Below are 22,814 nucleotides of genomic sequence, written 5' to 3'. Positions count from 1 at the left end.
GTTTAATTTCGCTTTTCTCTGCCGGTATTCATCGCTGAATCCCGCTGACCCGGCGGGCTGTAAGCCGTTATTCCGTGTCAGTGGAGGCGCATTATAGGGCGTAATTTCAAAGTGACAAGCGGTATTTTCAAAAAAAAACTCACCCGCTTAATTTTCAGCCAAATCGCCAGCAGGAAAGAGATTATTGCCTGGTTTTTAAACAAAAACGAGCCCCAGGGGCCCGTTTTTGCTGTTTTGTGATTTACTGCACTGCCACTATCCGGTCATCTTTCACAACCAGTTGCACTGCTTTACCCGGTATCAATTCACCGGAGAGGATCTGCTGCGCCAGCGGGTTTTCGATCTGTTGCTGGATAGCACGTTTCAGAGGACGTGCGCCATAAACAGGATCGTATCCATTTTCGCTCAGCAATTTCAGCGCTTCATCAGACATGTGGACTTCGTAGCCGCGTTCCTCAAGTCGTTTATACAACCGCTGCAGCTGAATCTGCGCGATAGAAGCAATATGTTTTTCACCCAGCGGATGGAAGACAACCACTTCGTCAATACGGTTGATAAACTCTGGACGGAAGCTTTGACTAACCACGCCCAGCACCATCTCCTTCATATGGCCATAATCCAGTGCCCCAAAGCGTTCCTGAATAAGGTCGGAGCCAAGGTTAGAAGTCATGATGACCACCGTATTACGGAAGTCGACCGTTCTCCCCTGCCCATCGGTCAAACGTCCATCATCCAGCACCTGCAGCAGAATGTTAAAGACATCCGGGTGCGCTTTTTCCACTTCATCCAGCAGGATGACAGAATAAGGACGACGACGGACCGCCTCGGTCAGATAGCCGCCTTCTTCATAGCCCACGTATCCCGGAGGCGCCCCAACCAGACGTGAAACGGAATGTTTCTCCATAAACTCTGACATGTCGATACGTACCATTGCATCGTCGCTATCGAACATAAAGTTGGCCAGAGCTTTACAGAGTTCTGTTTTACCCACCCCGGTAGGCCCAAGGAACAGGAACGAGCCAATCGGCCTGTTAGGATCGGATAAACCAGCACGGCTACGGCGAATCGCGTTAGATACTGCTTCCACCGCTTCGTTCTGACCAATAACGCGGCTATGCAAATCCTGCTCCATACGCAGCAGTTTCTCACGTTCACCTTCAAGCATTCTGGCCACCGGAATACCCGTCCAGCGAGCCAGCACTTCCGCGATTTCGGCATCCGTTACTTTGTTACGCAGCAGACGCATCGTTTTGCCTTCAGACTGCGTTGCCGCCGCCAGCTGTTTTTCCAGCTCAGGGATCTTGCCATACTGGAGCTCGGACATTCGCGCCAGATCGCCGACGCGACGCGCCTGCTCAATGGCGATTTTAGCCTGTTCCAGTTCAGCCTTAATGGTCTGAGTGCCGGAAAGCGAGGCTTTTTCAGCCTTCCACTCTTCCTCTAATTCTGAGTACTGACGTTCTTTATCCGCCAGTTCCTCATTTAGCATATCCAGTCGCTTAATGCTGGCGTCATCAGACTCTTTCTTCAGCGCCTGCTGCTCCAGCTTGAGCTGGATGATACGGCGGTCGAGCCGGTCCAGCTCTTCCGGTTTTGAGTCAATCTGCATCCGAATGCTGGAAGCGGCTTCATCGATCAGGTCGATGGCTTTATCCGGCAGCTGTCGATCGGCAATATAACGATGGGACAGCGTGGCTGCCGCCACAATCGCCGGGTCGGTGATCTGCACGTGATGGTGCAGTTCATACCGTTCTTTCAGACCACGCAAAATCGCAATGGTATCCTCAACAGTCGGCTCCGCCACGAATACTTTCTGGAAACGACGTTCCAGAGCGGCATCTTTCTCAATATACTGCCGGTATTCATCCAGCGTTGTGGCACCCACACAGTGCAGTTCACCGCGCGCCAGCGCCGGTTTCAGCATGTTGCCGGCATCCATTGCACCGTCTGCTTTACCTGCCCCCACCATCGTGTGCAGCTCATCGATAAACAGGATAACGTTACCTTCCTGCTTAGCGAGATCGTTCAGTACGCCTTTTAAGCGTTCTTCAAACTCACCGCGGTATTTGGCACCCGCCACCAGCGCGCCCATATCCAGCGCCAGAACTCGACGGCCCTTCAGCCCTTCCGGCACCTCGCCGTTAACGATCCGCTGCGCCAGCCCCTCAACAATGGCCGTTTTACCTACGCCAGGCTCACCGATGAGCACCGGGTTATTTTTGGTACGACGCTGCAGAACCTGAATCGTACGACGAATTTCTTCATCACGACCGATGACCGGGTCAAGCTTGCCCTGCTCGGCACGCTCGGTCAGATCGACGGTAAATTTTTTCAATGCCTGACGTTGATCTTCGGCACCCTGATCGTTCACGCTTTCACCTCCGCGCATTTGTTCAATCGCCTGACTCACGTTGGCGGTTGTTGCTCCGGCAGATTTTAAAAGGTCGGTCAGCGTACCGCGTGATTCAAGCGCAGCCAGAACGAACAGTTCTGACGAAATAAAGTTGTCCTTTCTCTTTTGCGCCAGCTTGTCGCAAAGGTTCAGAATACGCACTAAGTCCTGGGACGGTTGAACATCACCACCGGTACCTTCCACCTGCGGCAAACGGCTTAGCGCCTGTTCAATATTCGTGCGTAGCTCTCCGGCGTTGATGCCAGCCGAAGTTAATAAAGGACGTACCGATCCCCCTTCCTGATTCAGCAAGGCGCTCATAAGATGAAGAGGTTCGATGAATTGGTTGTCGTGCCCAAGCGCAAGGGACTGGGCATCGGCAAGAGCAAGCTGGAATTTATTGGTAAGACGATCCAGACGCATAACTCCTCCCATAACAGGTCAAATTTGCTACTGGAGATTAAATGAGGTCATCCCTCAATTATTCAAGGTTAAAGACCTGAACTATGCAAAAATAAGTTTGCCTTCTGGATCGTCTTAGTTCGGCAGGTTATATCAGCCAGATGAAACTTGCCATACGACCCGTCATCTTGTCGCGGCGATAAGAGAAAAAATCATCCTTTTCGCTGAGGGTACAGCGGTCACCGCCGTAAATCTGCTCAACGCCAACGCCCGCCAGACGCTGACGAGCCAGTTGATAAATATCAGCAAAATATTTTTCGCCCGCGGGACGAAATGCACGTTCCGCCAGGGCATCTTTTGCCATAAAAGCTTCCCGCACTTCCGGGCCGACCTCAAACGCATCCGGCCCAATGGCGGGCCCAAGCCAGGCCATGATATTTTCCGGTTTATCGGCGAAACAGGCGATGGTTTCTTCCAGTACGCCTTCGCACAGCCCTCGCCAACCGGCATGCGCAGCCGCAACTTCAGTACCCGCGCGGTTACAAAAAAGCACCGGCAGGCAGTCAGCGGTCATCACCGCGCAGACCGTCCCCGGCACATTGCAGTACGAAGCATCCGCTCGCTTTGACTCGTACGGCCCGCCATCGAGTCGCAAAACTGCCGTACCGTGAACCTGCTCCAGCCATACCGGATATGACGGCAGGCCGCCAGCGGCGAACATACGCCGACGGTTCTCTTCTACGTACTGTAGATTGTCTCCACAATGGGCGCCGAGATTAAGTGAATCGTATGGCGATAAACTTACCCCGCCAGCGCGCGTAGAACTACAGGCAGCCACGCCTTCCGGCATCGGCCATTGCGGTACAATCAGTTTAGTCATAGCCAGTCGATATCGTCTTTATGGGCTTCAAAATCCGCGCGCATGGCATCAATCAAATCCACCATGTCCTGTGGAATTGGCGCATGCCATTCCATCTCAATTCCGCTGATCGGATGGTATAAGCGTAGCATGGTGGCATGCAGCGCCTGACGATCGAACTTCCGCAGGGCAGCGATGAACTCTTCGGATGCCCCTTTGGGCGGACGCGGGCGACCGCCGTAGACCTGATCGCCCACCAGCGGGTGAGTAATGTGCGCCATATGTACGCGAATCTGGTGCGTACGGCCGGTTTCCAGGCGCAGGCGCAGCCGAGTATGGATGCGAAAATGCTCCATAATCCGGTAGTGTGTTACCGCCGGTTTTCCCATGGGATGTACCGCCATATGCGTACGCTTGGTCGGGTGGCGGCTAATCGGTTCTTCAACCGTTCCGCCAGCCGTCATATGACCAATCGCCACCGCCTCATACTCGCGGGTGATTTCGCGCAGCTGCAGGGACTCCACCAGTCGGGTTTGCGCCGGAATAGTCTTCGCGACCACCATCAAACCGGTGGTGTCTTTATCAAGACGGTGCACAATCCCCGCACGCGGCACGTCAGCAATGGCCGGATAGTAGTGCAACAGCGCATTCAGCACAGTACCGTCAGGGTTGCCCGCGCCAGGATGCACAACTAAATCGCGCGGTTTATTAATTACGAGGATGTCATCATCTTCATAAACGATATTGAGCGGAATATCCTGTGCCTGGAAACGAACTTCTTCTTCGATTTCAACATCGATAGCAATCGTCTCCCCTCCCAGAACTTTCTCTTTCGGCTTGTCGCTGACGCTGCCGTTTACCAGCACTCTCTGGTCAAGGATCCATTCTTTTATGCGCGAACGCGAATAATCCGGGAACAATTCGGCCAAAGCCTGATCTAAGCGTTGTCCGAGTTGATTTTCGGACACCGTTGCGTTGAGTTGTACTCGTTGTGCCATATACAGCTTCTTCGTTTTAACGTTGGGTTTTACGGCTTTGCCGTTTAATATAGTGTGCTATTGTAGCTGGTCTTAATCGGGAGCAGGAACAGAGATTCTCCCGCATAAACATTTTGAGGAAGTCAAAACGTCATGACGCGCATGAAATACCTGGTGGCAGCAGCCACACTGAGCCTGGCTTTGGTGGGTTGCTCTGGCTCAAAGGAGGAGGTGCCCGATAATCCGCCGAATGAGATCTACGCGACCGCTCAGCAAAAGCTGCAGGACGGTAACTGGAAACAGGCAATAACGCAACTGGAAGCGTTGGATAACCGTTATCCCTTTGGACCTTATTCCCAACAGGTGCAGTTGGACCTGATTTATGCGTACTACAAAAACGCAGACCTGCCGCTGGCTCAGGCAGCCATCGATCGCTTTGTACGCCTGAACCCTACGCATCCTAACATTGATTACGTCATTTATATGCGTGGTCTGACAAATATGGCGTTGGATGACAGTGCGCTGCAGGGCTTCTTTGGCGTCGATCGCTCCGATCGCGACCCACAACACGCGCGTGATGCCTTTAACGACTTCTCCAGGCTGGTCCGTGGCTATCCTAACAGTCAGTACTCTACCGATGCTTACAAGCGTATGGTGTTCCTGAAGGATCGCCTGGCGAAGTACGAGCTGTCAGTGGTCGATTACTATACCGATCGTGGCGCATGGGTTGCAGTGGTTAACCGCGTCGATGGCATGCTGCGTAATTACCCGGATACGCAGGCCACCCGTGATGCGCTACCGAAGATGGAAAATGCCTACCGTCAGATGCAAATGAACGCTCAGGCTGACAAGGTTGCGAAGATCATTGCGGCTAACAGCAAGAACACCTGATAGTCGGTCGCTAAACAAAACGGCAGCCCAAGGGCTGCCGTTTTTTTATTCGTTAAATAGTTTAGCTGAAGCGGTTTAGCCCCGAGTTAACTCATCAAATATGGCTCTCTTTCTGCCATTCGACAAGTAAAATCTCGCCTGTTCCTGTCCTTTCTCACAAAACAGATTCGTTGACAAAAAGTGACAATAAAATGTGATTTAAATCACGCTTTTTGACATTAGGCGAGGTATGCTGAATTCACCAAGACGGGAAAGACAAGAGGTAAAATTTATGACAATGAACATTACCAGTAAACAAATGGAAATTACTCCGGCAATTCGCCAGCACGTCGCAGACCGTCTCGCCAAACTGGATAAATGGCAAACTCACTTAATCAACCCGCATATCATCCTCTCTAAGGAGCCGCAGGGTTTTGTCGCTGACGCAACCATCAATACGCCGAACGGTCACCTGGTTGCCAGCGCACGGCACGAAGACATGTATGCCGCAATCAACGAATTGATCAACAAGCTGGAACGGCAGCTAAATAAAGTGCAACACAAAGGGGAAGCCCGCCGCGCCGCCACATCGGTGAAAGAGGCAGGCTTTGTGGAAGAAGAAGAGTAATCCTTAACTTAAGCTTGTGTCATGCCACGCGCCTTCGGGCGCGTTTTTTATTGACAGAGTGAAAACAGTACAGGTACTGTAATCCCCACTAACTCAAGGAATTCATCGTGAAACTCATCCCGTTCTTCTTCGCATTCTTTTTTACCTTCCCCTGAATGGGAGGCAATTCGTCGTGTGATAAAGAATGCGAAGACGAACAATAAGGCCTCCCAAAAGGGAGGCCTTTTTTATTGATAATCAATAACAAGAAAGGCAACACATATGACCGAGGAAAACCCATTACTGGCCCTACGCGATAAGATCAGCGCTCTGGATGAAAAACTGCTGGCGCTGCTGGCGGAACGCCGCGGCCTGGCCGTAGAGGTTGGAAAAGCCAAGCTGGCATCGCACCGGCCGGTGCGGGATATCGACCGCGAGCGCGATCTGCTTGAACGCCTGATGACGCTGGGAAAAAAACACCATCTTGATGCCCACTACATCACACGCCTGTTTCAACTCATTATTGAAGACTCGGTCCTTACCCAGCAAACGCTGCTCCAGCAGCATCTGAATAAAATTAATCCGCACTCTGCACGAGTCGCGTTTCTCGGGCCCAAAGGTTCATACTCGCATCTTGCGGCTCGTCAGTATGCCGCCCGCCACTTTGAACAGTTTATCGAAAGCGGCTGCGCTAAATTCGCGGATATCTTTGAGCAAGTGGAAACCGGTCAGGCTGATTACGCCGTCGTCCCTATTGAAAATACCAGTTCTGGCGGCATCAATGATGTTTATGACCTTCTGCAGCACACCAGCCTATCTATCGTTGGCGAGCTGACGCTGCCTATCGATCACTGCGTGCTGGTTTCAACATCCACCGATGCGCAACAGATTACGACGGTCTACAGCCATCCGCAGCCGTTCCAGCAGTGCAGCCAGTATCTAAGCCGCTATCCGCACTGGAACATTGAATATACCGATAGCACGTCTTCGGCGATGGAAAAGGTCGCTCAGGCAAAATCGCCAACCGTTGCCGCTCTGGGCAGCGAAGCAGGCGGAGCGCTGCACGGTTTGCAGGTACTGGAACATTGCCAGGCTAACCAGACGCAAAACATCACCCGCTTCCTCGTTCTGGCGCGTAAAGCGGTGGAGGTCTCCGATCAGGTGCCGGCGAAAACCACTCTGTTGATGGCTACCGGCCAGCAAGCCGGGGCCCTGGTAGAAGCGCTACTGGTGCTGAGAAACCATAACCTGATTATGACCAAGCTGGAATCGCGTCCTATTCATGGCAATCCGTGGGAAGAGATGTTTTATCTGGATATCCAGGCCAACCTGGAGTCAATGCCAATGCGTAAGGCATTAAAAGAGCTGGCCGAGATAACCCGTTCAATGAAAGTACTGGGATGTTATGCCAGCGAAAACGTGGTGCCGGTCGATCCGGTTTAACGTTCTGTAAACGGCAACTTCTTCATCCCTGCCACGGTCACCGGCAGGGTGAAGATCGCGCCGGAAAGCGGATATTTCGCCCGCTCTTCAGCATCCATATTCTCCCGCGTGGTCGTGATATAGAGCGTTTTCATATCCGCTCCGCCAAAGCACACCATCGTCGGGCAACGCACCGGTAGACGGTACTCCTCCAGTTGCTCGCCCGTCGGAGAAAAGCGCGCAATACGCCAACCGTCAAACATCGCGCTCCAGTAGCAACCTTCAGTATCGATGGCCGCGCCATCAGGAATGCCCTCACCGGGCTGAAAGCGACGAAAGACCTCGCGTTTACCCACCTCGCCCTGCTCATCCAGCGGTGTACGATAGATAACGGCATTGGGCGTATCCGAGGTATACATCCACCGCTTGTCTTCACTAAATGCCAGACCGTTGGCGCCATGAATGTCGCACTGGATAACCTGCGGAGAGAGATCGTTATCAACGCGCATCAAGAGCGCGCCGTTAAAATCTCCCGGTCCCCAGAAAGTCCCGGCATAAAAGCGGCCATCGCGATCGGTTCCGCCATCGTTAAAACGGGCTAATTGCGGATTACTGGGGTTATCGCAGACTTTTCGCTGCAGTAATCCATGAACATCGGTGAGCCAGATACCGCTACGTAAAGCGACGATAAAACCGCCCTTTTCGCGTAGTGCAAAACAGCCGGGCTCTTCGGGAAACTGCAGTACCTGATGATCGCCCGTCTGCACGTCGTAGCGATGAATTTCGCACTCCATAATATCGGCCCAGTACAATGCCTGTTCGGCTTCGCTCCAGGTCGGACATTCCGGTAAATGCCCGGTGTAATCAAACAGCGGTTGTGGTTCAGCCATCGTTTTCATCCCTATAAAAAAAGCCAGCGGGTCACCCCTCTGGCTTTATTGTATACGTCTTTTAACACTTACTGCCGATTATCATTTGCCTGACGCAGCAACGTCCGGCTTTCGCTCTGGAAGCGCTGGGCATAATCACCGAACCAGTGCTCGACCTTACGGAAGCTGTCAATGAATGCCTGTTTATCCCCTTGTTCCAGCAGGCCGATAGCTTCACCGAAGCGCTGGTAGTAGCGCTTAATCAGCGCCAGGTTGTTTTCTGAGGACATAATAATATCTGCGTAGAGCTGCGGATCCTGGGCGAACAGCCGGCCAACCATCGCCAGTTCAAGGCGATAAATCGGTGACGACAGCGCCAGAAGTTGCTCAAGTCGCACGTTCTCTTCGGCCAGGTGCAGGCCATAAGCGAAGGTGGCAAAGTGGCGCAACGCCTGAATAAAGGCCATGTTCTGATCGTGTTCGACGGCGCTAATACGATGGAGCCGCGCGCCCCAGACCTGGATTTGTTCCAGGAACCACTGGTACGCCTCAGGCTGGCGGCCATCGCAATACACCACGACCTGCTTCGCCAGGCTGCCGCTGTCAGGCCCAAACATGGGGTGTAATCCCAATACCGGTCCGTTATGCGCGGCCAGCATCGCCTGTAGCGGTTCCGCTTTCACCGAGGCCAGGTCGACCAGAATGCAGTCCGCCGGCAGCGGCGGCAGTTGAGCAATCGTTGCCGCTGTTGTGTGAATCGGTACGCTGACGATGACCATTCCGGCATCGGCGACGATCTCCTCGGCCCGAGACCAGTCGTCTTTCTCGAGGATACGCACCTGATATCCGGAAAGCGTCAGCATTTTTTCAAACAGTCGCCCCATTTGCCCGCCGCCGCCGACGATCACCACCGGACGCAGATTCGGATAAAGCGTTTTAAAACCTTTATCGTTCTCGCTGGAGTAAGACTCACGCATGACGCGACGCAAAACATCTTCGATAAGATCCGGCGGAACCCCTAGCGCCTCAGCCTCCTCACGGCGGGAGGCCAGCATCGCCGATTCACGTTCAGGGACGTAAATCGGCAGACCGTATTGGCTTTTAACTTCTCCGACTTCCGCAACCAGCTCCAGGCGCTTAGCCAGCAGTTCCAGCAGCGCTTTATCGACTTCATCAATTTGATCGCGTAACGCGGTCAGTTCAGCAACCATATAATCCTCTTACGCCAGACGAGCCGCCAGATGGCCTCGCAGATCCTTATCAAGTTCGCGGAGCAACGCATCGGTGGTTTCCCAACTAATGCAGGCATCGGTCACGGAGACACCGTATTTCATATCGCAACGCGGCTGCTCAGAGGACTGGTTTCCTTCGTGGATATTGCTCTCAATCATCAGACCAATAATGGAACGATTACCATCTTTAATCTGCGCGACGACGGATTCAGCAACCGCAGGCTGGCGGCGGTAGTCTTTATTAGAATTCCCATGGCTGCAATCTACCATCAGAGAGGGTTTCAGTCCCGCCTGAGTCATCTCTTTTTCGCACTTCGCGACATCTTCCGGGCCGTAGTTGGGCGCTTTACCGCCACGCAGAATGACGTGTCCGTTTGGATTGCCCTGCGTTTGCAGCAGACACACCTGACCGGCCTGGTTAATACCGACGAAGCGGTGCGGCATTGCGGCAGCGCGCATGGCGTTAATTGCCGTTGCAAGGCTGCCATCGGTGCCGTTTTTAAAGCCGACCGGCATCGACAACCCGGAGGCCATCTCGCGGTGAGTCTGAGATTCTGTCGTACGCGCGCCGATGGCGGACCAGCTAAACAGATCGCCGAGGTATTGAGGACTGTTAGGATCCAACGCTTCCGTCGCTAACGGCAGCCCCATATTGACCAGCTCAACCAGCAGACGACGCGCAATCTTCAAGCCGCCTTCTACATCAAACGAACCATCCATATGCGGATCGTTAATCAGCCCTTTCCAGCCAACGGTGGTGCGGGGTTTCTCAAAATAGACGCGCATGACCAGATAGAGGCTATCGCTGACCTCTTCGGCAAGGGCTTTAAAACGACGAGCGTACTCAATGGCGGTTTCAGGATCGTGAATCGAACAAGGACCACATACCACCAACAGGCGCGGATCGCGACCGGCGATGATGTCAGAGATGGTCTGACGAGACTGCGCGATCTGCGCTTCCTGCTCAACGCTCAGAGGGAATTCAGCTTTCAACTGATCCGGCGTGATCAAAACCTGTTCGTCAGTAATATGTACGTTATTCAGCGCGTCTTTTTGCATGATTGCGATCCTGTATAGCTCGTTTGCGATAGTTATTGCCTCAGCGAGGATGACGTAACGATACCATATGAAGTAAAGATTTCAATCCATATTCCGTAAATTTTACTTTACAGTTATAAATTAAATCGCGCCAGATTCACTTCATACTGTACAGTTATATTTACAACAAGCATGCAGGTTCAGCACTTCCCCTCTTTTCACTCCATTCTTTTACGAAAAATCCTGGTGAGAATTATCTTAAAGCGGCGGGGCTGGCTAATGACGGTTTTCAGCAATAATGCTATTCTTCGCCCGGGTTTCAGCAATCTGCATCCCCCGCGCTATGACAACCTGACGGATCCGTAATGACAGTTCTTCACCGTCTCTTTTTGACTTTAGTACTATCGCTCGTGGGTATCTCTGCTGTTGCCTCCGAACCGTCTGAAAATGTTCGGACGATCGTTTCGGGAATCGTGACCTATACACGCTGGCCGCAGTTATCCGGCCCGCCAAAGCTTTGTATTTTTTCGACATCACGTTATATCCATAGCCTGGCCGAAGAAGCACCGGAATTATTGCCTTATAAACCCGTGATTGTTCGTAATACGGAAGAAGCCTTACAGACGACCTGCGATGGTTTTTATTTTGGCAGTGAATCTCCGACTCAGCAGTCTGAATTTACAGCTAAATATGGAAACCGGCCCCTATTGCTTATTGCGGAACAAAACACCGATTGCTCTATTGGCAGCGCATTTTGCCTGCTTATAAACAATGAGAGAGTCAGATTTTCCGTAAATCTGGATGTACTGACGCACAGCGGCGTTCGGGTTAATCCCGATGTGCTGATGCTTGCCCGGAAAACATCACATGAATAAGGATTTTTCTCAGGCCCCGCGCCCCACATTTAAAAGAGCGCTACGCCGTATCAGCATGATAAGCGTTGTTATCTCTATGACACTGGTCTGGCTATTGCTCTGCGCCGCTTCCATATTCACACTCAAGCAATACGCACAAAAAAATCTGGAGCTCACCGCCGCCACGATGGGCCGTAGTCTGGAAGCCGCGCTGGTCTTTGGCGATAGCGCGGCGGCTGAAGATACCCTGGCCACGCTGGGCAAGCAGGGACAGTTTTCGCAGGCAATCCTGGTCGACGGTCGGCAGAAGCCCTTTGCCTCATGGCATAACGATGGCCTGGCCAGGCAGGATAAAGTCAGCGACGTTATCAGCAAATGGCTATTCCCGGAACCCACGGTACAACCTATCCTGCACCAGGGAAAAGTTATCGGTGAACTTCGTCTGACCGCGCTGGACAGGCTGATAAGCTATTTCCTCGGTATCTCAATTATTGTGCTAACCGGCAGCATTTTTCTCGCCTCATGCATTGCATTGCTGCTTACCCACTCGCTGCATCGCGGCATCGTGGCTGCGCTGCAGAGTATTACCGAGGTAGTCCATGATATCCGCGAAAATCGCCATTTCTCTCGTCGGGTCCCCGAAGAGCGTATTGAAGAGTTTCACCTCTTTGCCCAGGACTTTAATAGTCTGCTGGGCGAGATGGAGGACTGGCAGCGGCAGCTTCAGGCTAAAAATGCCCAGCTTCTGCGTAGCTCCTTGCACGATCCGTTGACCGGCCTGGCTAACAGAGCCGCTTTCCGCAACGTTATTAATGCGTTGATGAAAGACGAAACCGTCCATGGTAGTTCTGCGCTGCTGTTTCTTGACGGCGATAATTTCAAGCTCATTAACGATAACTGGGGCCATGCTGCCGGCGACAAGGTGTTAATTGAGGTCGCCAGCCGCCTGATGGCCTTTGTCGGCAAACAGCACCAGGCGTGGCGTCTCGGCGGCGATGAATTTGCCGTTCTGCTGCGCAATGTTCATACAGAGGCTGAAGTTCAGGCACTCTGCAGCGCATTGTCGGAACAGTTTATCCCGCCGTTTAATCTCCACAACGGCCACACCGTCAGGCTGTCGCTGAGTATTGGTTACGCATTAACCTGGGAACATGCCTCCGCGGAAAATCTGCAAGAACTTGCCGACCAAAATATGTATCGGATGAAACACCAGCGCTTACAGCGAACGCAAAAATAAAAGGAATCACCATGATCGGGAAATATTTTGCTCCTGCTTTACTGGCCGCACTTTTTCTAAGCGGCTGTCAGGCTCCGCAAGGAAAATTCTCTGCAGAACAAATTGCAGCAATGAAGTCATACGGCTTTACTGAAGCCAATGGCGACTGGTCATTAGGAATATCTGACTCCATATTATTCGACAAAAACGACTATCACCTGCGTGCCGATAGCAAACAGCAAATTCGCACTATGGCTTCGCGTCTGGCCACCACCGGAATTACCCATAGTCGTCTCGAAGGACATACTGATAATTACGGCGAAGACGCTTACAACGAAATGTTATCGCTTAAACGCGCGAACAGCGTTGCGGATGCCTGGGCCGAAGGGGCAAATATTCCGCGCACCAATTTGACCACTCGCGGGCTCGGGAAAAAGTATCCGATAGCCAGCAACGCTACCGCACAAGGACGCGCTGAAAACCGCCGCGTCACGGTGGTTATCAGCACGCCTTAAGCACCTATTCGACTGACTTAGCCTCTGTCATCGCCGTTGCTGCGCGCCAGCGCAGATAATCAACGGCGAGACACAGCGCGAGGCTAATCCCCATTAGCGGCAGCGCCAGCCCCAACATCACTGTGATAACGCCGATCGACAGACGAGCAGGCCATGCTAAGCCCAGCCACGCGTGGAGCAGCGTATTAGCCGGGTTAAAGGCCGAACTCGCGGGACGGCGTATCCACCACAAACGGTACCCCACCACGATCATCACGCAGAGTGCAATCCCGAATACGATAAGCAGTAGCTGATTGGCAAGCCCGAACAAAATTCCCATATGGAAATCCACGCCCCAGCGGGTTAGTTTAGCCATCAGCGGAAAGTCGGAAAAATGAGTGCGGTCCACGACCTGCATATTTGAACCATCGATCGCTACCGCATCAACCTGTGTCGGCCAGCTTCTGTCAATTTCATTTACCGTCCACGCCCGTCCGGAGGCCGACGGAGGACGAATCTCCAGCTTGCCTGCTTCCAGCCCGGACTTGCGAGCAGCCTGCAGGACCTCGTCAAAATCCTCTACGCGAAGTGGGACGTTCGTCTTCTCCATCGCCCCGTGTCTCATATGATGTTCCGCATGTGGATCCTGTATTGCCGGAGTGGTTCTTTCCAGCTGCGCGTTCACCTGCGGCGTCAACCAGCCAAAGGCGGCGCGCATCTTGTCGACGTTACTGCCCGCCCATTGTGACCAGGTCAAACCGGTCGCAGAGAATAACAGCATACCGATTAACAGCGCCCAGCCGAGAGAAACATGCAGGCGACGGTTATTCTGCACTCTATTATTTATACGACGACGCGGTCGGGTCATCGACCACAGCGCGATCCCGCCAAGAGCGGCAACCCACATCCAGGAGGCTGCCAGCTCGCTGTACAGTCGGCCTAAGTTACCCAGCAGCAAAGAGCGATGGGCATAATCAATCCACTGCCGCAGCGGCAAAATACCGCTGGTGCCGTAAACCGGCATATCACCTGTCACGCGTAACGTCACCGGATCGACAAAAATTGCCCGAGTTTCAGACTCGCCAAGATTTGGATCAATAAACATCACTCGGGTAGTATCGCCAGCCATAATCCCCGGTCGAACCGCGTGCAAACGGAGGTTTCCCTGGACCGCCTCCATTGCTACGGTAATTTGCGCGCTCAGCGGCTGCTTTTCGCCGCTGAGCGTCCCCTCCAGAGTCTCTTTATAGAGCCAGCTTTCCAGCTGCGGGGTGGCGACATAGAGCGTACCGGTTAGAGCCGCCACGAAGATAAACGGTCCGATAAACAGTCCGATATAGAAATGAAGACGACGCAGCAGGTTCAGCCATGCCGCGCGCGAGGTGCAGGTAGTCATACTTTTCCTTTTTGAGAGCAAAAGAGAACGTTGCGCAGTGCGCACATGATTTTTTAGTTAAGGAAGCAAGCAGACTGTTGCGGCGGAGCGCGGGTATGAGGGTAAAGCCAGGGAAAGTAGTGCCAGTGTTTCCGTTCCGGACGGAAAACCGGTGCGCTATAGCGTCGAAGCACCAGGCTGATCAGCAGTACCAGCGCAAAAATCATCCCTGGCACGTGGGCTAATAGTACGCAGTAGCCGCAGGCTTCAGCATGATCGACCGGCATGCTGTGCGCGTGTTCCGCAATCGAGGCGTCAGTATGCATCATGGGCATCTGATGTGATGGCATCTCTTGCGTCATTTCCATCGTTAAATGGTGCATACCGCTCATCGGATCTTTTTGCAGCGCGACAGAGATCAGCGGCGCCACCACGATCAGCAGGATCGCAAACAGCGCCAGCCACGCGGCGTGCCGTTGTGATGCCGGGTGATGAAAAATAGTGCTGACCACGGTCCCTCCGAATGAGGGCCATATTGTAAATGATTCTCAATGAAATAGTTAAAATGAAGATAAAAAAAGGGCTGGCCCATCAGGCCAGCCCTCTCATTCAGGATGTCGCGAAAGCGAATCTTAGTTAAGACGCTCTTTGATACGAGCAGACTTACCGGTACGCTCACGCAGGTAGTACAGTTTAGCTTTACGTACAGCACCACGACGTTTGACAGAAATGCTGTCAACTACCGGAGAGTGAGTCTGGAAGACACGCTCAACGCCTTCGCCGTTGGAAATTTTGCGAACAGTGAATGCAGAGTGCAGACCGCGGTTACGAATAGCGATAACCACGCCCTCGAATGCCTGCAGACGTTTTTTGGAACCTTCAACAACCCATACTTTCACTTCCACGGTATCACCCGGACGGAAGGAAGGTACGTCCTGCTTCATCTGTTCTTGTTCAAGTTGCTTAATAATGTTGCTCATAATTTAATCTCTTATCCTGGGTAAACTGATATTGGGGGCTTACGCCATCCCATCATGTTTATGTTGCTGTTGCGCGAGTTCCTTTTTGAACTCCGCCAGCAACCTTGCTTGCTCTTCAGTCAGAGCCAGGTTTTCCAAAAGTTCAGGTCTTCTAAGCCAGGTTCGGCCCAGCGACTGCTTCAGACGCCAGCGACGTATCTCCGCATGGTTTCCCGACAGCAATACCGGCGGTACTTCCATACCTTCTAACACTTCAGGGCGCGTATAGTGCGGGCAATCCAGCAATCCTTCAGCAAACGAATCTTCGATTGCCGAAGCTTCATGACCCAGAACCCCCGGAATAAACCGGGAAACGGAATCAATCAGCGTCATTGCCGGTAGCTCACCACCGCTGAGAACGTAATCGCCGATTGACCATTCTTCATCAATTTCGGTCTGAATTACGCGCTCATCTACGCCTTCGTAGCGACCGCACACCAAAATCAGCTTCTGATTTGTTGCCAGTTCGCTGACGCCAGCTTGATCAAGCTTGCGCCCCTGAGGTGAAAGATAAATCACCTTTGCGCCTTCACCTGCCGCGGCTTTTGCTGCATGAATCGCATCCCGCAAAGGTTGCACCATCATTAGCATCCCCGGTCCGCCGCCGTAAGGACGATCGTCCACGGTACGGTGCCGGTCATGAGCGAAATCTCGAGGACTCCAGCTCTGGATGCTCAGCAGGCCATTTTTTACTGCCCGGCCAGTTACCCCGTAATCGGTAATTGCGCGGAACATTTCTGGAAACAGGCTAACGATACCTATAAACACAAGCCAATCCCCATAGTGCCGTTTTTTACCGTTTATTCGGAGAATTTAAAAACCAGGATCCCAATCTACTTCGATAGTACGAGTAGCGAGATCGACTTTCTTGATAACCTGCCCATCGAGGAACGGAACCAGCCGCTCCTTGATACCAAATGCATCTTTCAGGTTTGCCTTGATGACGAGAACGTCATTAGACCCGGTTTCCATCATGTCGATGACTTTACCGAGGCTATAGCCTTCAGTGGTCACTACCTGGCAGCCCATCAGGTCTTTCCAGTAATAGTCACCCTCTTCAAGCGCAGGCAGCTGCGATGAATCCACAACAATTTCGCAATTAGTCAATAGATTCGCTGCATCGCGATCGTCAATGCCTTTCAGCTTAATGACGATATCCTGATTGTGGTGGCGCCAGCTTTCCAGCTCAACAACCTGCCACTGACCCGCCTTCTGGATAAACCAGGGCTGATAGTCAAAAATGCTTTCGGCGTCTTCGGTGGAGGAAAACACTCTGAGCCAACCACGGATACCGTAGGAAGAACCCATTTTGCCCAATACAATCGGATCAACAGGTGCTTGTGCGGTGTGTTGCTTGCTCATCATGACCACCGTGACAGATTAAGCTGCTTTGTTAGCGGCTTTGATCAGCGCAGCTACGCGATCGGAAACAGTCGCGCCCTGGCCAACCCAGTGAGCGATACGATCCAGATCCAGACGAGTTCCTTCTTCGGTCGCAGAAGCGATCGGGTTGAAGAAACCAACGCGCTCGATGAAGCGACCGTTGCGTGCATTACGGCTGTCGGTAACAACAACCTGGTAGAACGGACGCTTTTTCGCGCCGTGACGTGCTAAACGAATAGTAACCATAACATCCTCTTGTGTGAATAAAACACCGGGCCCCATCGAGGAACGGAGCCCGGTGTCATATTAAAAGCCCGAAAATTTTACTGATTTCTGGGGAAATTGCAATCAGCAGTTATAAACTCTGCTGTGGAAGGGCACCGCAGATACCCTAAATTGGGTACCTGCGAGTAATTCATAGCCAGAGCGCGCCAACAATGGGACAGGAAAGAAGGGCGCGCCGGCAGCAATAGCCACAATACTATCGGCCTCCGGGGAAACCTGGCGGCATCATACCTTTCATTCCACGCATCATCTTCATCATGCCGCCTTTCGACTTCATCTTCTTCATCATGCGCTGCATATCGTCAAACTGCTTGAGCAGACGGTTCACATCCTGCACCTGCATTCCGCAGCCTGCGGCGATACGGCGCTTACGCGAACCTTTAATAATTTCCGGTTTAGCGCGCTCTTTCAGCGTCATCGAGTTGATGATGGCTTCCATACGCACCAGCACTTTGTCGTCCATTTGCGATTTAACGTTGTCCGGTATCTGCCCCATGCCCGGCAGCTTGCCCATCAGGCTGGCCATACCGCCCATGTTTTTCATCTGACGCAGCTGTTCAAGGAAATCGGTCAAGTCAAAACCATCGCCTTTTTTCAGCTTAGAGGCCAGCTTTTCAGCCTGCGCGCGGTCGACCTTACTTTCGATATCCTCGATCAGAGACAGGACATCGCCCATGCCGAGAATACGGGAAGCGATACGATCCGGATGGAACGGCTCCAGCGCTTCGGTTTTCTCGCCAACCCCGAGGAATTTAATCGGCTTGCCGGTGATATGACGAATCGACAGCGCCGCGCCGCCGCGGGCGTCGCCGTCCACTTTGGTCAATACAACACCGGTTAACGGTAGCGCTTCGTTAAACGCTTTCGCGGTATTCGCCGCATCCTGGCCGGTCATCGCATCGACAACGAACAGGGTTTCTACCGGATTAAGCGTTGCATGGACCTGCTTAATCTCGTCCATCATCGCTTCATCAACGTGCAGACGACCAGCGGTATCCACCAGCAGCACGTCGTAGAATTTGAGCTTCGCTTCTTTCAGCGCGGCATTAACGATATCAACCGGTTTCTGGCCAACGTCAGACGCAAAGAAATCGACGCTAACCTGCTCGGCCAGCGTTTCCAGCTGTTTGATCGCCGCGGGACGATAAACGTCAGCGGAAACCACCAGGACTTTCTTCTTGTGCTTTTCACGCAAGAATTTACCCAGCTTAGCGACGCTGGTCGTTTTACCCGCCCCCTGCAAACCGGCCATCAGAACTACGGCAGGCGGCTGCGCGGCTAAATCGAGCGCCTGGTTCTCTTCGCCCATCGCGGCAACCAGTTCGTTGCGCACGATTTTGACGAACTCCTGCCCCGGGGTCAGGCTTTTATTAACTTCATGACCAACCGCGCTCTCTTTAACACGGTTGATGAAGTCACGAACCACAGGCAGAGCAACGTCCGCCTCCAGCAGCGCCATGCGCACTTCGCGCAGAGTATCTTTAATATTGTCTTCAGTAAGGCGTCCGCGGCCGCTAATGTTGCGCAGCGTACGCGACAAACGATCGGTTAAATTATCAAACATTGTCTCTCGCCTGAGGTGGAAACGGTCGGTCGCCGCAGCGACACAAAAACGGAATGGGCGCAGTATAACACGACATAAACGCGAATGTGCTGCAACGGTTGGAGCCAGACTCGCGTGACGTTATACTGCTTCTCTCTACTATTTAGTCAACAGTCGACGCGCATATGCCTGTTTTTGCTCTACTCGCCCTTGTCGCCTACTCCATCAGCCTCGCGCTGATCGTCCCTGGTCTGTTACAAAAAAACAGCAGCTGGCGGCGGATGGCGATTCTTTCCGCAACTATTGCGTTGATTTGTCACGCCTTTGCGCTGGAGTCACGCATTTTTCCCGGCGGCGAAAGCGGGCAAAACCTCAGCTTATTAAACGTGGGATCGCTGGTTAGCCTGATGATCTGTACGGTGATGACCATCGTCGCATCGCGCAATCGCGGCTGGCTGCTGCTGCCCATTGTCTACACCTTCGCCCTGATCAACCTCGCGTTCGCCACCTTTATGCCGAACGAGTACATCACGCATCTGGAAACCACGCCGGGGATGTTGGTCCACATCGGCCTGTCGCTCTTTTCTTATGCTACGCTGATTATCGCCGCGCTCTACGCTCTGCAGCTGGCGTGGATTGACTATCAGTTAAAGAACAAACGATTGACCTTCAGTAGCGAAATGCCGCCGCTGATGAGCATCGAACGTAAAATGTTTCATATCACCCAGATAGGCGTGGTGCTGTTAACCCTGACGCTGTGTACCGGGCTGTTTTACATGCATAACCTGTTTAGTGCGGAAAACATTGATAAAGCCGTACTCTCTATCGTGGCGTGGTTCGTTTATATCGTCCTGCTTTGGGGCCACTATCATGAAGGGTGGCGCGGACGCCGGGTCGTCTGGTTTAACGTGACTGGCGCAGGCCTGCTGACGCTGGCCTACTTTGGTAGCCGCGTATTGCAACAGTTCATGAGCTAAGTCTTTAAGGAATCCCTAGTGGAACATATCTCCACCACCACGCTGATCGTAACGCTGATCATCATGGTGGTTATCTCCGCCTATTTCTCCGGTTCTGAAACCGGCATGATGACGCTAAATCGCTATCGCCTGCGTCATATGGCCAAGCAGGGCAATCGTCAGGCAAAACGCGTTGAAAAGCTGCTGCGCAAACCTGACCGTCTGATTAGCCTGGTCCTCATTGGCAATAATCTGGTTAATATTCTCGCTTCGGCGCTCGGCACCATCGTGGGTATGCGCCTGTACGGCGATGCAGGCGTTGCCATTGCCACCGGGGTTCTGACGTTCGTGGTGCTGGTATTTGCGGAAGTGCTGCCCAAAACCATTGCGGCGCTCTACCCGGAAAAGGTCGCCTATCCCAGCAGCCTTCTGCTCGCGCCGCTGCAAATACTGATGATGCCGCTGGTGTGGTTGCTCAACACCATCACCCGCATTCTGATGCGCATCATGGGCATTAAAACCGATATCGTCATTAGCGGGGCGCTCAGCAAAGATGAACTGCGTACTATCGTTAATGAATCACGCTCGCAAATCTCCCGCCGCAATCAGGACATGCTGCTGTCGGTTCTGGATCTCGAGAAAGTTAGCGTGGACGACATCATGGTCCCGCGCAATGATATCGTCGGTATTAATATTAACGACGACTGGAAGTCCATTGTCCGCCAACTGACCCACTCTCCCCACGGCCGCATCGTGCTGTACCGCGACACCCTTGACGATGCCATCAGCATGCTGCGGGTACGCGAAGCTTATCGCCTGATGACGGAGAAAAAAGAGTTCACAAAAGAGGTAATGCTGCGCGCCGCCGACGAAATTTACTTCGTGCCGGAAGGGACGCCGCTCAGCACCCAACTGGTAAAATTCCAGCGCAACAAAAAGAAAGTGGGCCTGGTGGTGGATGAATATGGGGATATTCAGGGCCTGGTCACGGTTGAGGATATCCTCGAAGAGATCGTCGGCGATTTTACGACCTCCATGTCGCCTACGCTTGCAGAAGAGGTAACGCCGCTTAACGATGGTTCAGTGATTATCGACGGTACCGCCAACGTACGTGAAATCAATAAAGCATTTAACTGGCATCTGCCGGAAGATGAAGCGCGAACCATTAACGGTATCATTCTGGAAGCTCTCGAAGAGATCCCTGCCCCCGGCACCCGCGTGCGCATTGAACAGTATGATATCGATATTCTTGATGTTCAGGAGAATATGATTAAACAGGTGAAGGTTATGCCGGTAAAACCCATTCGTGAAAGCGTGGCGGAGTCATAGCATACCTGGCACGGTGCAGGTCTGAATAGAAAAACGGCTACCTCATGGTAGCCGTTTCGCTTATTTACTTCGCTTTCGCTACGGTTACCATCGCCGCGCGAATAGTACGGCCATTCAAGGTGTAGCCCTTTTGCATAATGCCCAGAACGTTACCTGCCGGTACGTCCTCGGACTCAACCATCGCAATGGCCTGATGCACGTTCGGATCCAGCGGCACGTTAGTATCGCCAATGACTTCCACGCCAAACTTACGAACCACGTCCAGCATCGACTTCAGCGTCAGTTCGATACCTTCAACCATCGGCGCCATATCCGGGTTGGCTTTATCAGCCACTTCCAGGGCGCGGTCCAGGCTGTCGATGACCGGCAACAGTTCGTTGACGAACTTCTCAAGCGCAAACTTATGCGCTTTTTCGATATCCTGCTCGGTACGACGGCGCAGGTTATCTTCATCGGCTTTCGCACGCAGCAATACTTCACGTTCGCGCTTCTGGGCTTCAACGAGCTGAGCTTCCAGATTCGCAATTTTTTCATCGCGCGGATCCACCTGCTCAGCCGAAACCTCAGGCTCTACCGCCTCAACGTCATCGTGCTGCTCCGTGATAATTTCTTCCGGGGCTTGCCCCTCAGGCGTTTTCTGTTCTTTACTACTCATGAATTTCTCCGCGTTTTTTTCGCATTCATCTCGCTAACTTCGCTTATTATGGGGATCAGTTTCCGGGTTTCAAGGGAACGCAGCCAGATTGTCACTATTCATTTAACTCAAGGACATCCAGATCATGAAGAATCACTTCAAGTGTATAGGCATTGTGGGACACCCTCGTCACCCAACCGCGCTGACCACACATGAAATGCTCTGGCGCTGGCTGTCCAGCAAAGGTTATGAAGTTCTGGTTGAGCAGCAAATCGCTCATGAATTACAGCTCAGCAATGTGAAGACCGGGACGCTGGCGGAAATTGGCCAGCAGGCAGACCTGGCCGTCGTGGTTGGCGGCGATGGTAATATGCTCGGCGCGGCGCGGACGCTGGCGCGCTACGATATTAACGTTATTGGCATTAACCGCGGAAATCTCGGCTTTCTGACCGACCTCGATCCGGACAACGCGCTACAGCAGCTCGCTGATGTGCTCGAAGGCCACTATATCGCCGAAAAACGCTTCCTTCTGGAAGCTCAGGTCTGTCAGCAGGATTGCCAGAAGCGTATCAGCACGGCGATTAACGAAGTCGTCCTGCACCCCGGTAAAGTAGCGCATATGATTGAGTTTGAAGTCTATATTGACGAAGTGTTTGCTTTCTCTCAGCGCTCAGATGGGCTCATCATCTCCACGCCCACCGGCTCCACGGCCTATTCCCTCTCCGCCGGCGGGCCGATCCTCACCCCTTCGCTGGATGCTATCACCCTGGTGCCTATGTTCCCGCATACGCTTTCGGCCCGGCCGCTGGTGATCAACGGTGACAGTACTATTCGCCTGCGTTTTTCGCAGCGCTGCAGCGACCTCGAAATTAGCTGCGATAGCCAGATAGCGCTGCCCATTCAGGATGGAGAAGATGTGCTGATCCGCCGGTGTGATTATCACCTTAATCTCATCCATCCTAAAGATTACAGCTATTTCAATACATTAAGCACTAAGCTTGGCTGGTCGAAAAAATTGTTCTGATTTTATAGCCAGCCCCTTTACTGGATAAAAAACC

General features: G+C 52.7%; 24 protein-coding genes and 1 other annotated feature. Of the genes, 10 read left to right on the top strand and 14 right to left on the bottom strand.

Features of this window, described 5'->3' with window-relative positions; all coding sequences use genetic code 11:
* Positions 1 to 241 precede the first annotated feature (241 nt).
* The 3 genes from clpB to rluD form a co-directional block, all read right to left on the bottom strand.
* The gene (gene clpB, locus KO1_RS24900; RefSeq protein ID WP_004104610.1) at positions 242 to 2,815 is read right to left on the bottom strand and encodes an ATP-dependent chaperone ClpB; all 2,574 of its coding nucleotides are present in this window, start codon (positions 2,813 to 2,815) and stop codon (positions 242 to 244) included.
* A gap of 127 nt (positions 2,816 to 2,942) precedes the next feature.
* The gene (gene yfiH, locus KO1_RS24895; RefSeq protein ID WP_004104612.1) at positions 2,943 to 3,674 is read right to left on the bottom strand and encodes a purine nucleoside phosphorylase YfiH; all 732 of its coding nucleotides are present in this window, start codon (positions 3,672 to 3,674) and stop codon (positions 2,943 to 2,945) included.
* On the bottom strand, positions 3,671 to 4,651 hold the full coding sequence (rluD, locus tag KO1_RS24890; protein ID WP_004104614.1) for a 23S rRNA pseudouridine(1911/1915/1917) synthase RluD: 981 nt from the start codon (positions 4,649 to 4,651) through the stop codon (positions 3,671 to 3,673). Before rluD ends, yfiH begins: the two co-directional genes overlap by 4 nt.
* Before the next feature lie 132 nt (positions 4,652 to 4,783).
* On the opposite strand from rluD, the gene bamD reads away from it, so the two are divergent.
* The 4 genes from bamD to pheA all read left to right on the top strand — a co-directional run bounded on the left by bamD (position 4,784) and on the right by pheA (position 7,550).
* Positions 4,784 to 5,521, top strand: coding sequence for an outer membrane protein assembly factor BamD (gene bamD, locus KO1_RS24885; RefSeq protein WP_004104615.1), 738 nt, complete (start codon positions 4,784 to 4,786; stop codon positions 5,519 to 5,521).
* Positions 5,522 to 5,792: 271 nt separating this feature from the next.
* The gene (gene raiA / locus KO1_RS24880; RefSeq protein WP_004104616.1) at positions 5,793 to 6,128 is read left to right on the top strand and encodes a ribosome-associated translation inhibitor RaiA; all 336 of its coding nucleotides are present in this window, start codon (positions 5,793 to 5,795) and stop codon (positions 6,126 to 6,128) included.
* A gap of 106 nt (positions 6,129 to 6,234) precedes the next feature.
* Positions 6,235 to 6,359: a sequence feature (Phe leader region), on the top strand.
* Complete coding sequence (pheL, locus tag KO1_RS28365; RefSeq protein WP_101706155.1) at positions 6,236 to 6,283, top strand: pheA operon leader peptide PheL; 48 nt, start codon at positions 6,236 to 6,238, stop codon at positions 6,281 to 6,283. It overlaps the preceding feature by 48 nt.
* A gap of 30 nt (positions 6,360 to 6,389) precedes the next feature.
* Positions 6,390 to 7,550, top strand: a complete 1,161-nt coding sequence (pheA, locus tag KO1_RS24875; protein WP_004104617.1) for a bifunctional chorismate mutase/prephenate dehydratase — start codon at positions 6,390 to 6,392, stop codon at positions 7,548 to 7,550.
* On the opposite strand, the gene KO1_RS24870 is transcribed toward pheA, so the two are convergent.
* From KO1_RS24870 to aroF, 3 genes are all read right to left on the bottom strand, one after another.
* Positions 7,547 to 8,419: an SMP-30/gluconolactonase/LRE family protein gene (locus tag KO1_RS24870; RefSeq protein ID WP_024274571.1), complete on the bottom strand. Its 873-nt coding sequence runs from the start codon at positions 8,417 to 8,419 to the stop codon at positions 7,547 to 7,549. The genes pheA and KO1_RS24870 overlap by 4 nt on opposite strands.
* A 68-nt stretch (positions 8,420 to 8,487) precedes the next feature.
* Entirely contained in the window at positions 8,488 to 9,609 is a 1,122-nt protein-coding gene (tyrA, locus tag KO1_RS24865; RefSeq protein WP_004104619.1) for a bifunctional chorismate mutase/prephenate dehydrogenase, read from the bottom strand.
* 9 nt (positions 9,610 to 9,618) lie between these two features.
* Positions 9,619 to 10,689 (bottom strand): 3-deoxy-7-phosphoheptulonate synthase AroF, encoded by a 1,071-nt coding sequence (gene aroF / locus KO1_RS24860; protein ID WP_004104620.1) that lies wholly within the window; start codon positions 10,687 to 10,689, stop codon positions 9,619 to 9,621.
* A gap of 344 nt (positions 10,690 to 11,033) precedes the next feature.
* Between aroF and yfiR the strand changes: the two genes are divergently transcribed.
* The 3 genes from yfiR to KO1_RS24850 are packed head-to-tail and all read left to right on the top strand — an operon-like array spanning position 11,034 to position 13,253.
* Positions 11,034 to 11,543: a regulatory sequestration protein YfiR gene (gene yfiR / locus KO1_RS27740; RefSeq protein WP_004104622.1), complete on the top strand. Its 510-nt coding sequence runs from the start codon at positions 11,034 to 11,036 to the stop codon at positions 11,541 to 11,543.
* Positions 11,536 to 12,759: a diguanylate cyclase DgcN/YfiN gene (gene dgcN / locus KO1_RS24855; RefSeq protein WP_023321443.1), complete on the top strand. Its 1,224-nt coding sequence runs from the start codon at positions 11,536 to 11,538 to the stop codon at positions 12,757 to 12,759. The genes yfiR and dgcN overlap by 8 nt, the downstream gene beginning before the upstream one ends.
* Positions 12,760 to 12,770: 11 nt before the next feature.
* The gene (locus tag KO1_RS24850) at positions 12,771 to 13,253 is read left to right on the top strand and encodes an OmpA family protein (RefSeq protein WP_004104626.1); all 483 of its coding nucleotides are present in this window, start codon (positions 12,771 to 12,773) and stop codon (positions 13,251 to 13,253) included.
* Positions 13,254 to 13,257: 4 nt separating this feature from the next.
* Here the strand turns inward: KO1_RS24850 and KO1_RS24845 are convergent, their stop codons facing one another.
* From KO1_RS24845 to ffh, 7 genes are all read right to left on the bottom strand, one after another.
* Entirely contained in the window at positions 13,258 to 14,628 is a 1,371-nt protein-coding gene (locus KO1_RS24845; RefSeq protein WP_016808272.1) for a PepSY-associated TM helix domain-containing protein, read from the bottom strand.
* A gap of 53 nt (positions 14,629 to 14,681) precedes the next feature.
* Positions 14,682 to 15,119 carry a DUF2946 domain-containing protein gene (locus tag KO1_RS24840; RefSeq protein ID WP_004104630.1) on the bottom strand — a complete coding sequence of 146 codons (438 nt, stop codon included), beginning with the start codon at positions 15,117 to 15,119 and terminating at the stop codon, positions 14,682 to 14,684.
* A gap of 120 nt (positions 15,120 to 15,239) precedes the next feature.
* Complete coding sequence (gene rplS, locus KO1_RS24835) at positions 15,240 to 15,587, bottom strand: 50S ribosomal protein L19 (protein ID WP_004104634.1); 348 nt, start codon at positions 15,585 to 15,587, stop codon at positions 15,240 to 15,242.
* A gap of 39 nt (positions 15,588 to 15,626) precedes the next feature.
* Entirely contained in the window at positions 15,627 to 16,394 is a 768-nt protein-coding gene (trmD, locus tag KO1_RS24830; protein ID WP_004104636.1) for a tRNA (guanosine(37)-N1)-methyltransferase TrmD, read from the bottom strand.
* Positions 16,395 to 16,439: 45 nt separating this feature from the next.
* Positions 16,440 to 16,988, bottom strand: a complete 549-nt coding sequence (rimM, locus tag KO1_RS24825) for a ribosome maturation factor RimM (RefSeq protein WP_004104638.1) — start codon at positions 16,986 to 16,988, stop codon at positions 16,440 to 16,442.
* A gap of 18 nt (positions 16,989 to 17,006) precedes the next feature.
* Positions 17,007 to 17,255, bottom strand: a complete 249-nt coding sequence (rpsP, locus tag KO1_RS24820) for a 30S ribosomal protein S16 (RefSeq protein WP_004104640.1) — start codon at positions 17,253 to 17,255, stop codon at positions 17,007 to 17,009.
* A 235-nt stretch (positions 17,256 to 17,490) separates the two neighbouring features.
* On the bottom strand, positions 17,491 to 18,858 hold the full coding sequence (gene ffh, locus KO1_RS24815; protein ID WP_004104641.1) for a signal recognition particle protein: 1,368 nt from the start codon (positions 18,856 to 18,858) through the stop codon (positions 17,491 to 17,493).
* A 164-nt stretch (positions 18,859 to 19,022) separates the two neighbouring features.
* On the opposite strand from ffh, the gene KO1_RS24810 reads away from it, so the two are divergent.
* Both KO1_RS24810 and KO1_RS24805 read left to right on the top strand, forming a co-directional pair.
* Positions 19,023 to 19,814 carry a cytochrome C assembly family protein gene (locus tag KO1_RS24810; RefSeq protein WP_004104642.1) on the top strand — a complete coding sequence of 264 codons (792 nt, stop codon included), beginning with the start codon at positions 19,023 to 19,025 and terminating at the stop codon, positions 19,812 to 19,814.
* A gap of 18 nt (positions 19,815 to 19,832) precedes the next feature.
* Positions 19,833 to 21,122: an HlyC/CorC family transporter gene (locus tag KO1_RS24805; RefSeq protein WP_004104643.1), complete on the top strand. Its 1,290-nt coding sequence runs from the start codon at positions 19,833 to 19,835 to the stop codon at positions 21,120 to 21,122.
* Positions 21,123 to 21,186: 64 nt separating this feature from the next.
* Here KO1_RS24805 and grpE read toward each other — a convergent pair whose 3' ends face one another.
* Positions 21,187 to 21,777 carry a nucleotide exchange factor GrpE gene (gene grpE, locus KO1_RS24800; protein ID WP_004104644.1) on the bottom strand — a complete coding sequence of 197 codons (591 nt, stop codon included), beginning with the start codon at positions 21,775 to 21,777 and terminating at the stop codon, positions 21,187 to 21,189.
* A 124-nt stretch (positions 21,778 to 21,901) separates the two neighbouring features.
* On the opposite strand from grpE, the gene nadK reads away from it, so the two are divergent.
* A complete protein-coding gene (gene nadK, locus KO1_RS24795) occupies positions 21,902 to 22,780 on the top strand; it encodes an NAD(+) kinase (RefSeq protein ID WP_004104646.1) in 879 nt (292 codons plus the stop codon).
* Positions 22,781 to 22,814 lie beyond the last annotated feature (34 nt).

Origin of the sequence: Klebsiella oxytoca NBRC 105695 (genome assembly GCF_001598695.1) — a bacterium.
In the GTDB taxonomy this organism is placed as follows: domain Bacteria; phylum Pseudomonadota; class Gammaproteobacteria; order Enterobacterales; family Enterobacteriaceae; genus Klebsiella; species Klebsiella oxytoca.
This window is presented reverse-complemented; position numbering and strand designations above follow the sequence as displayed.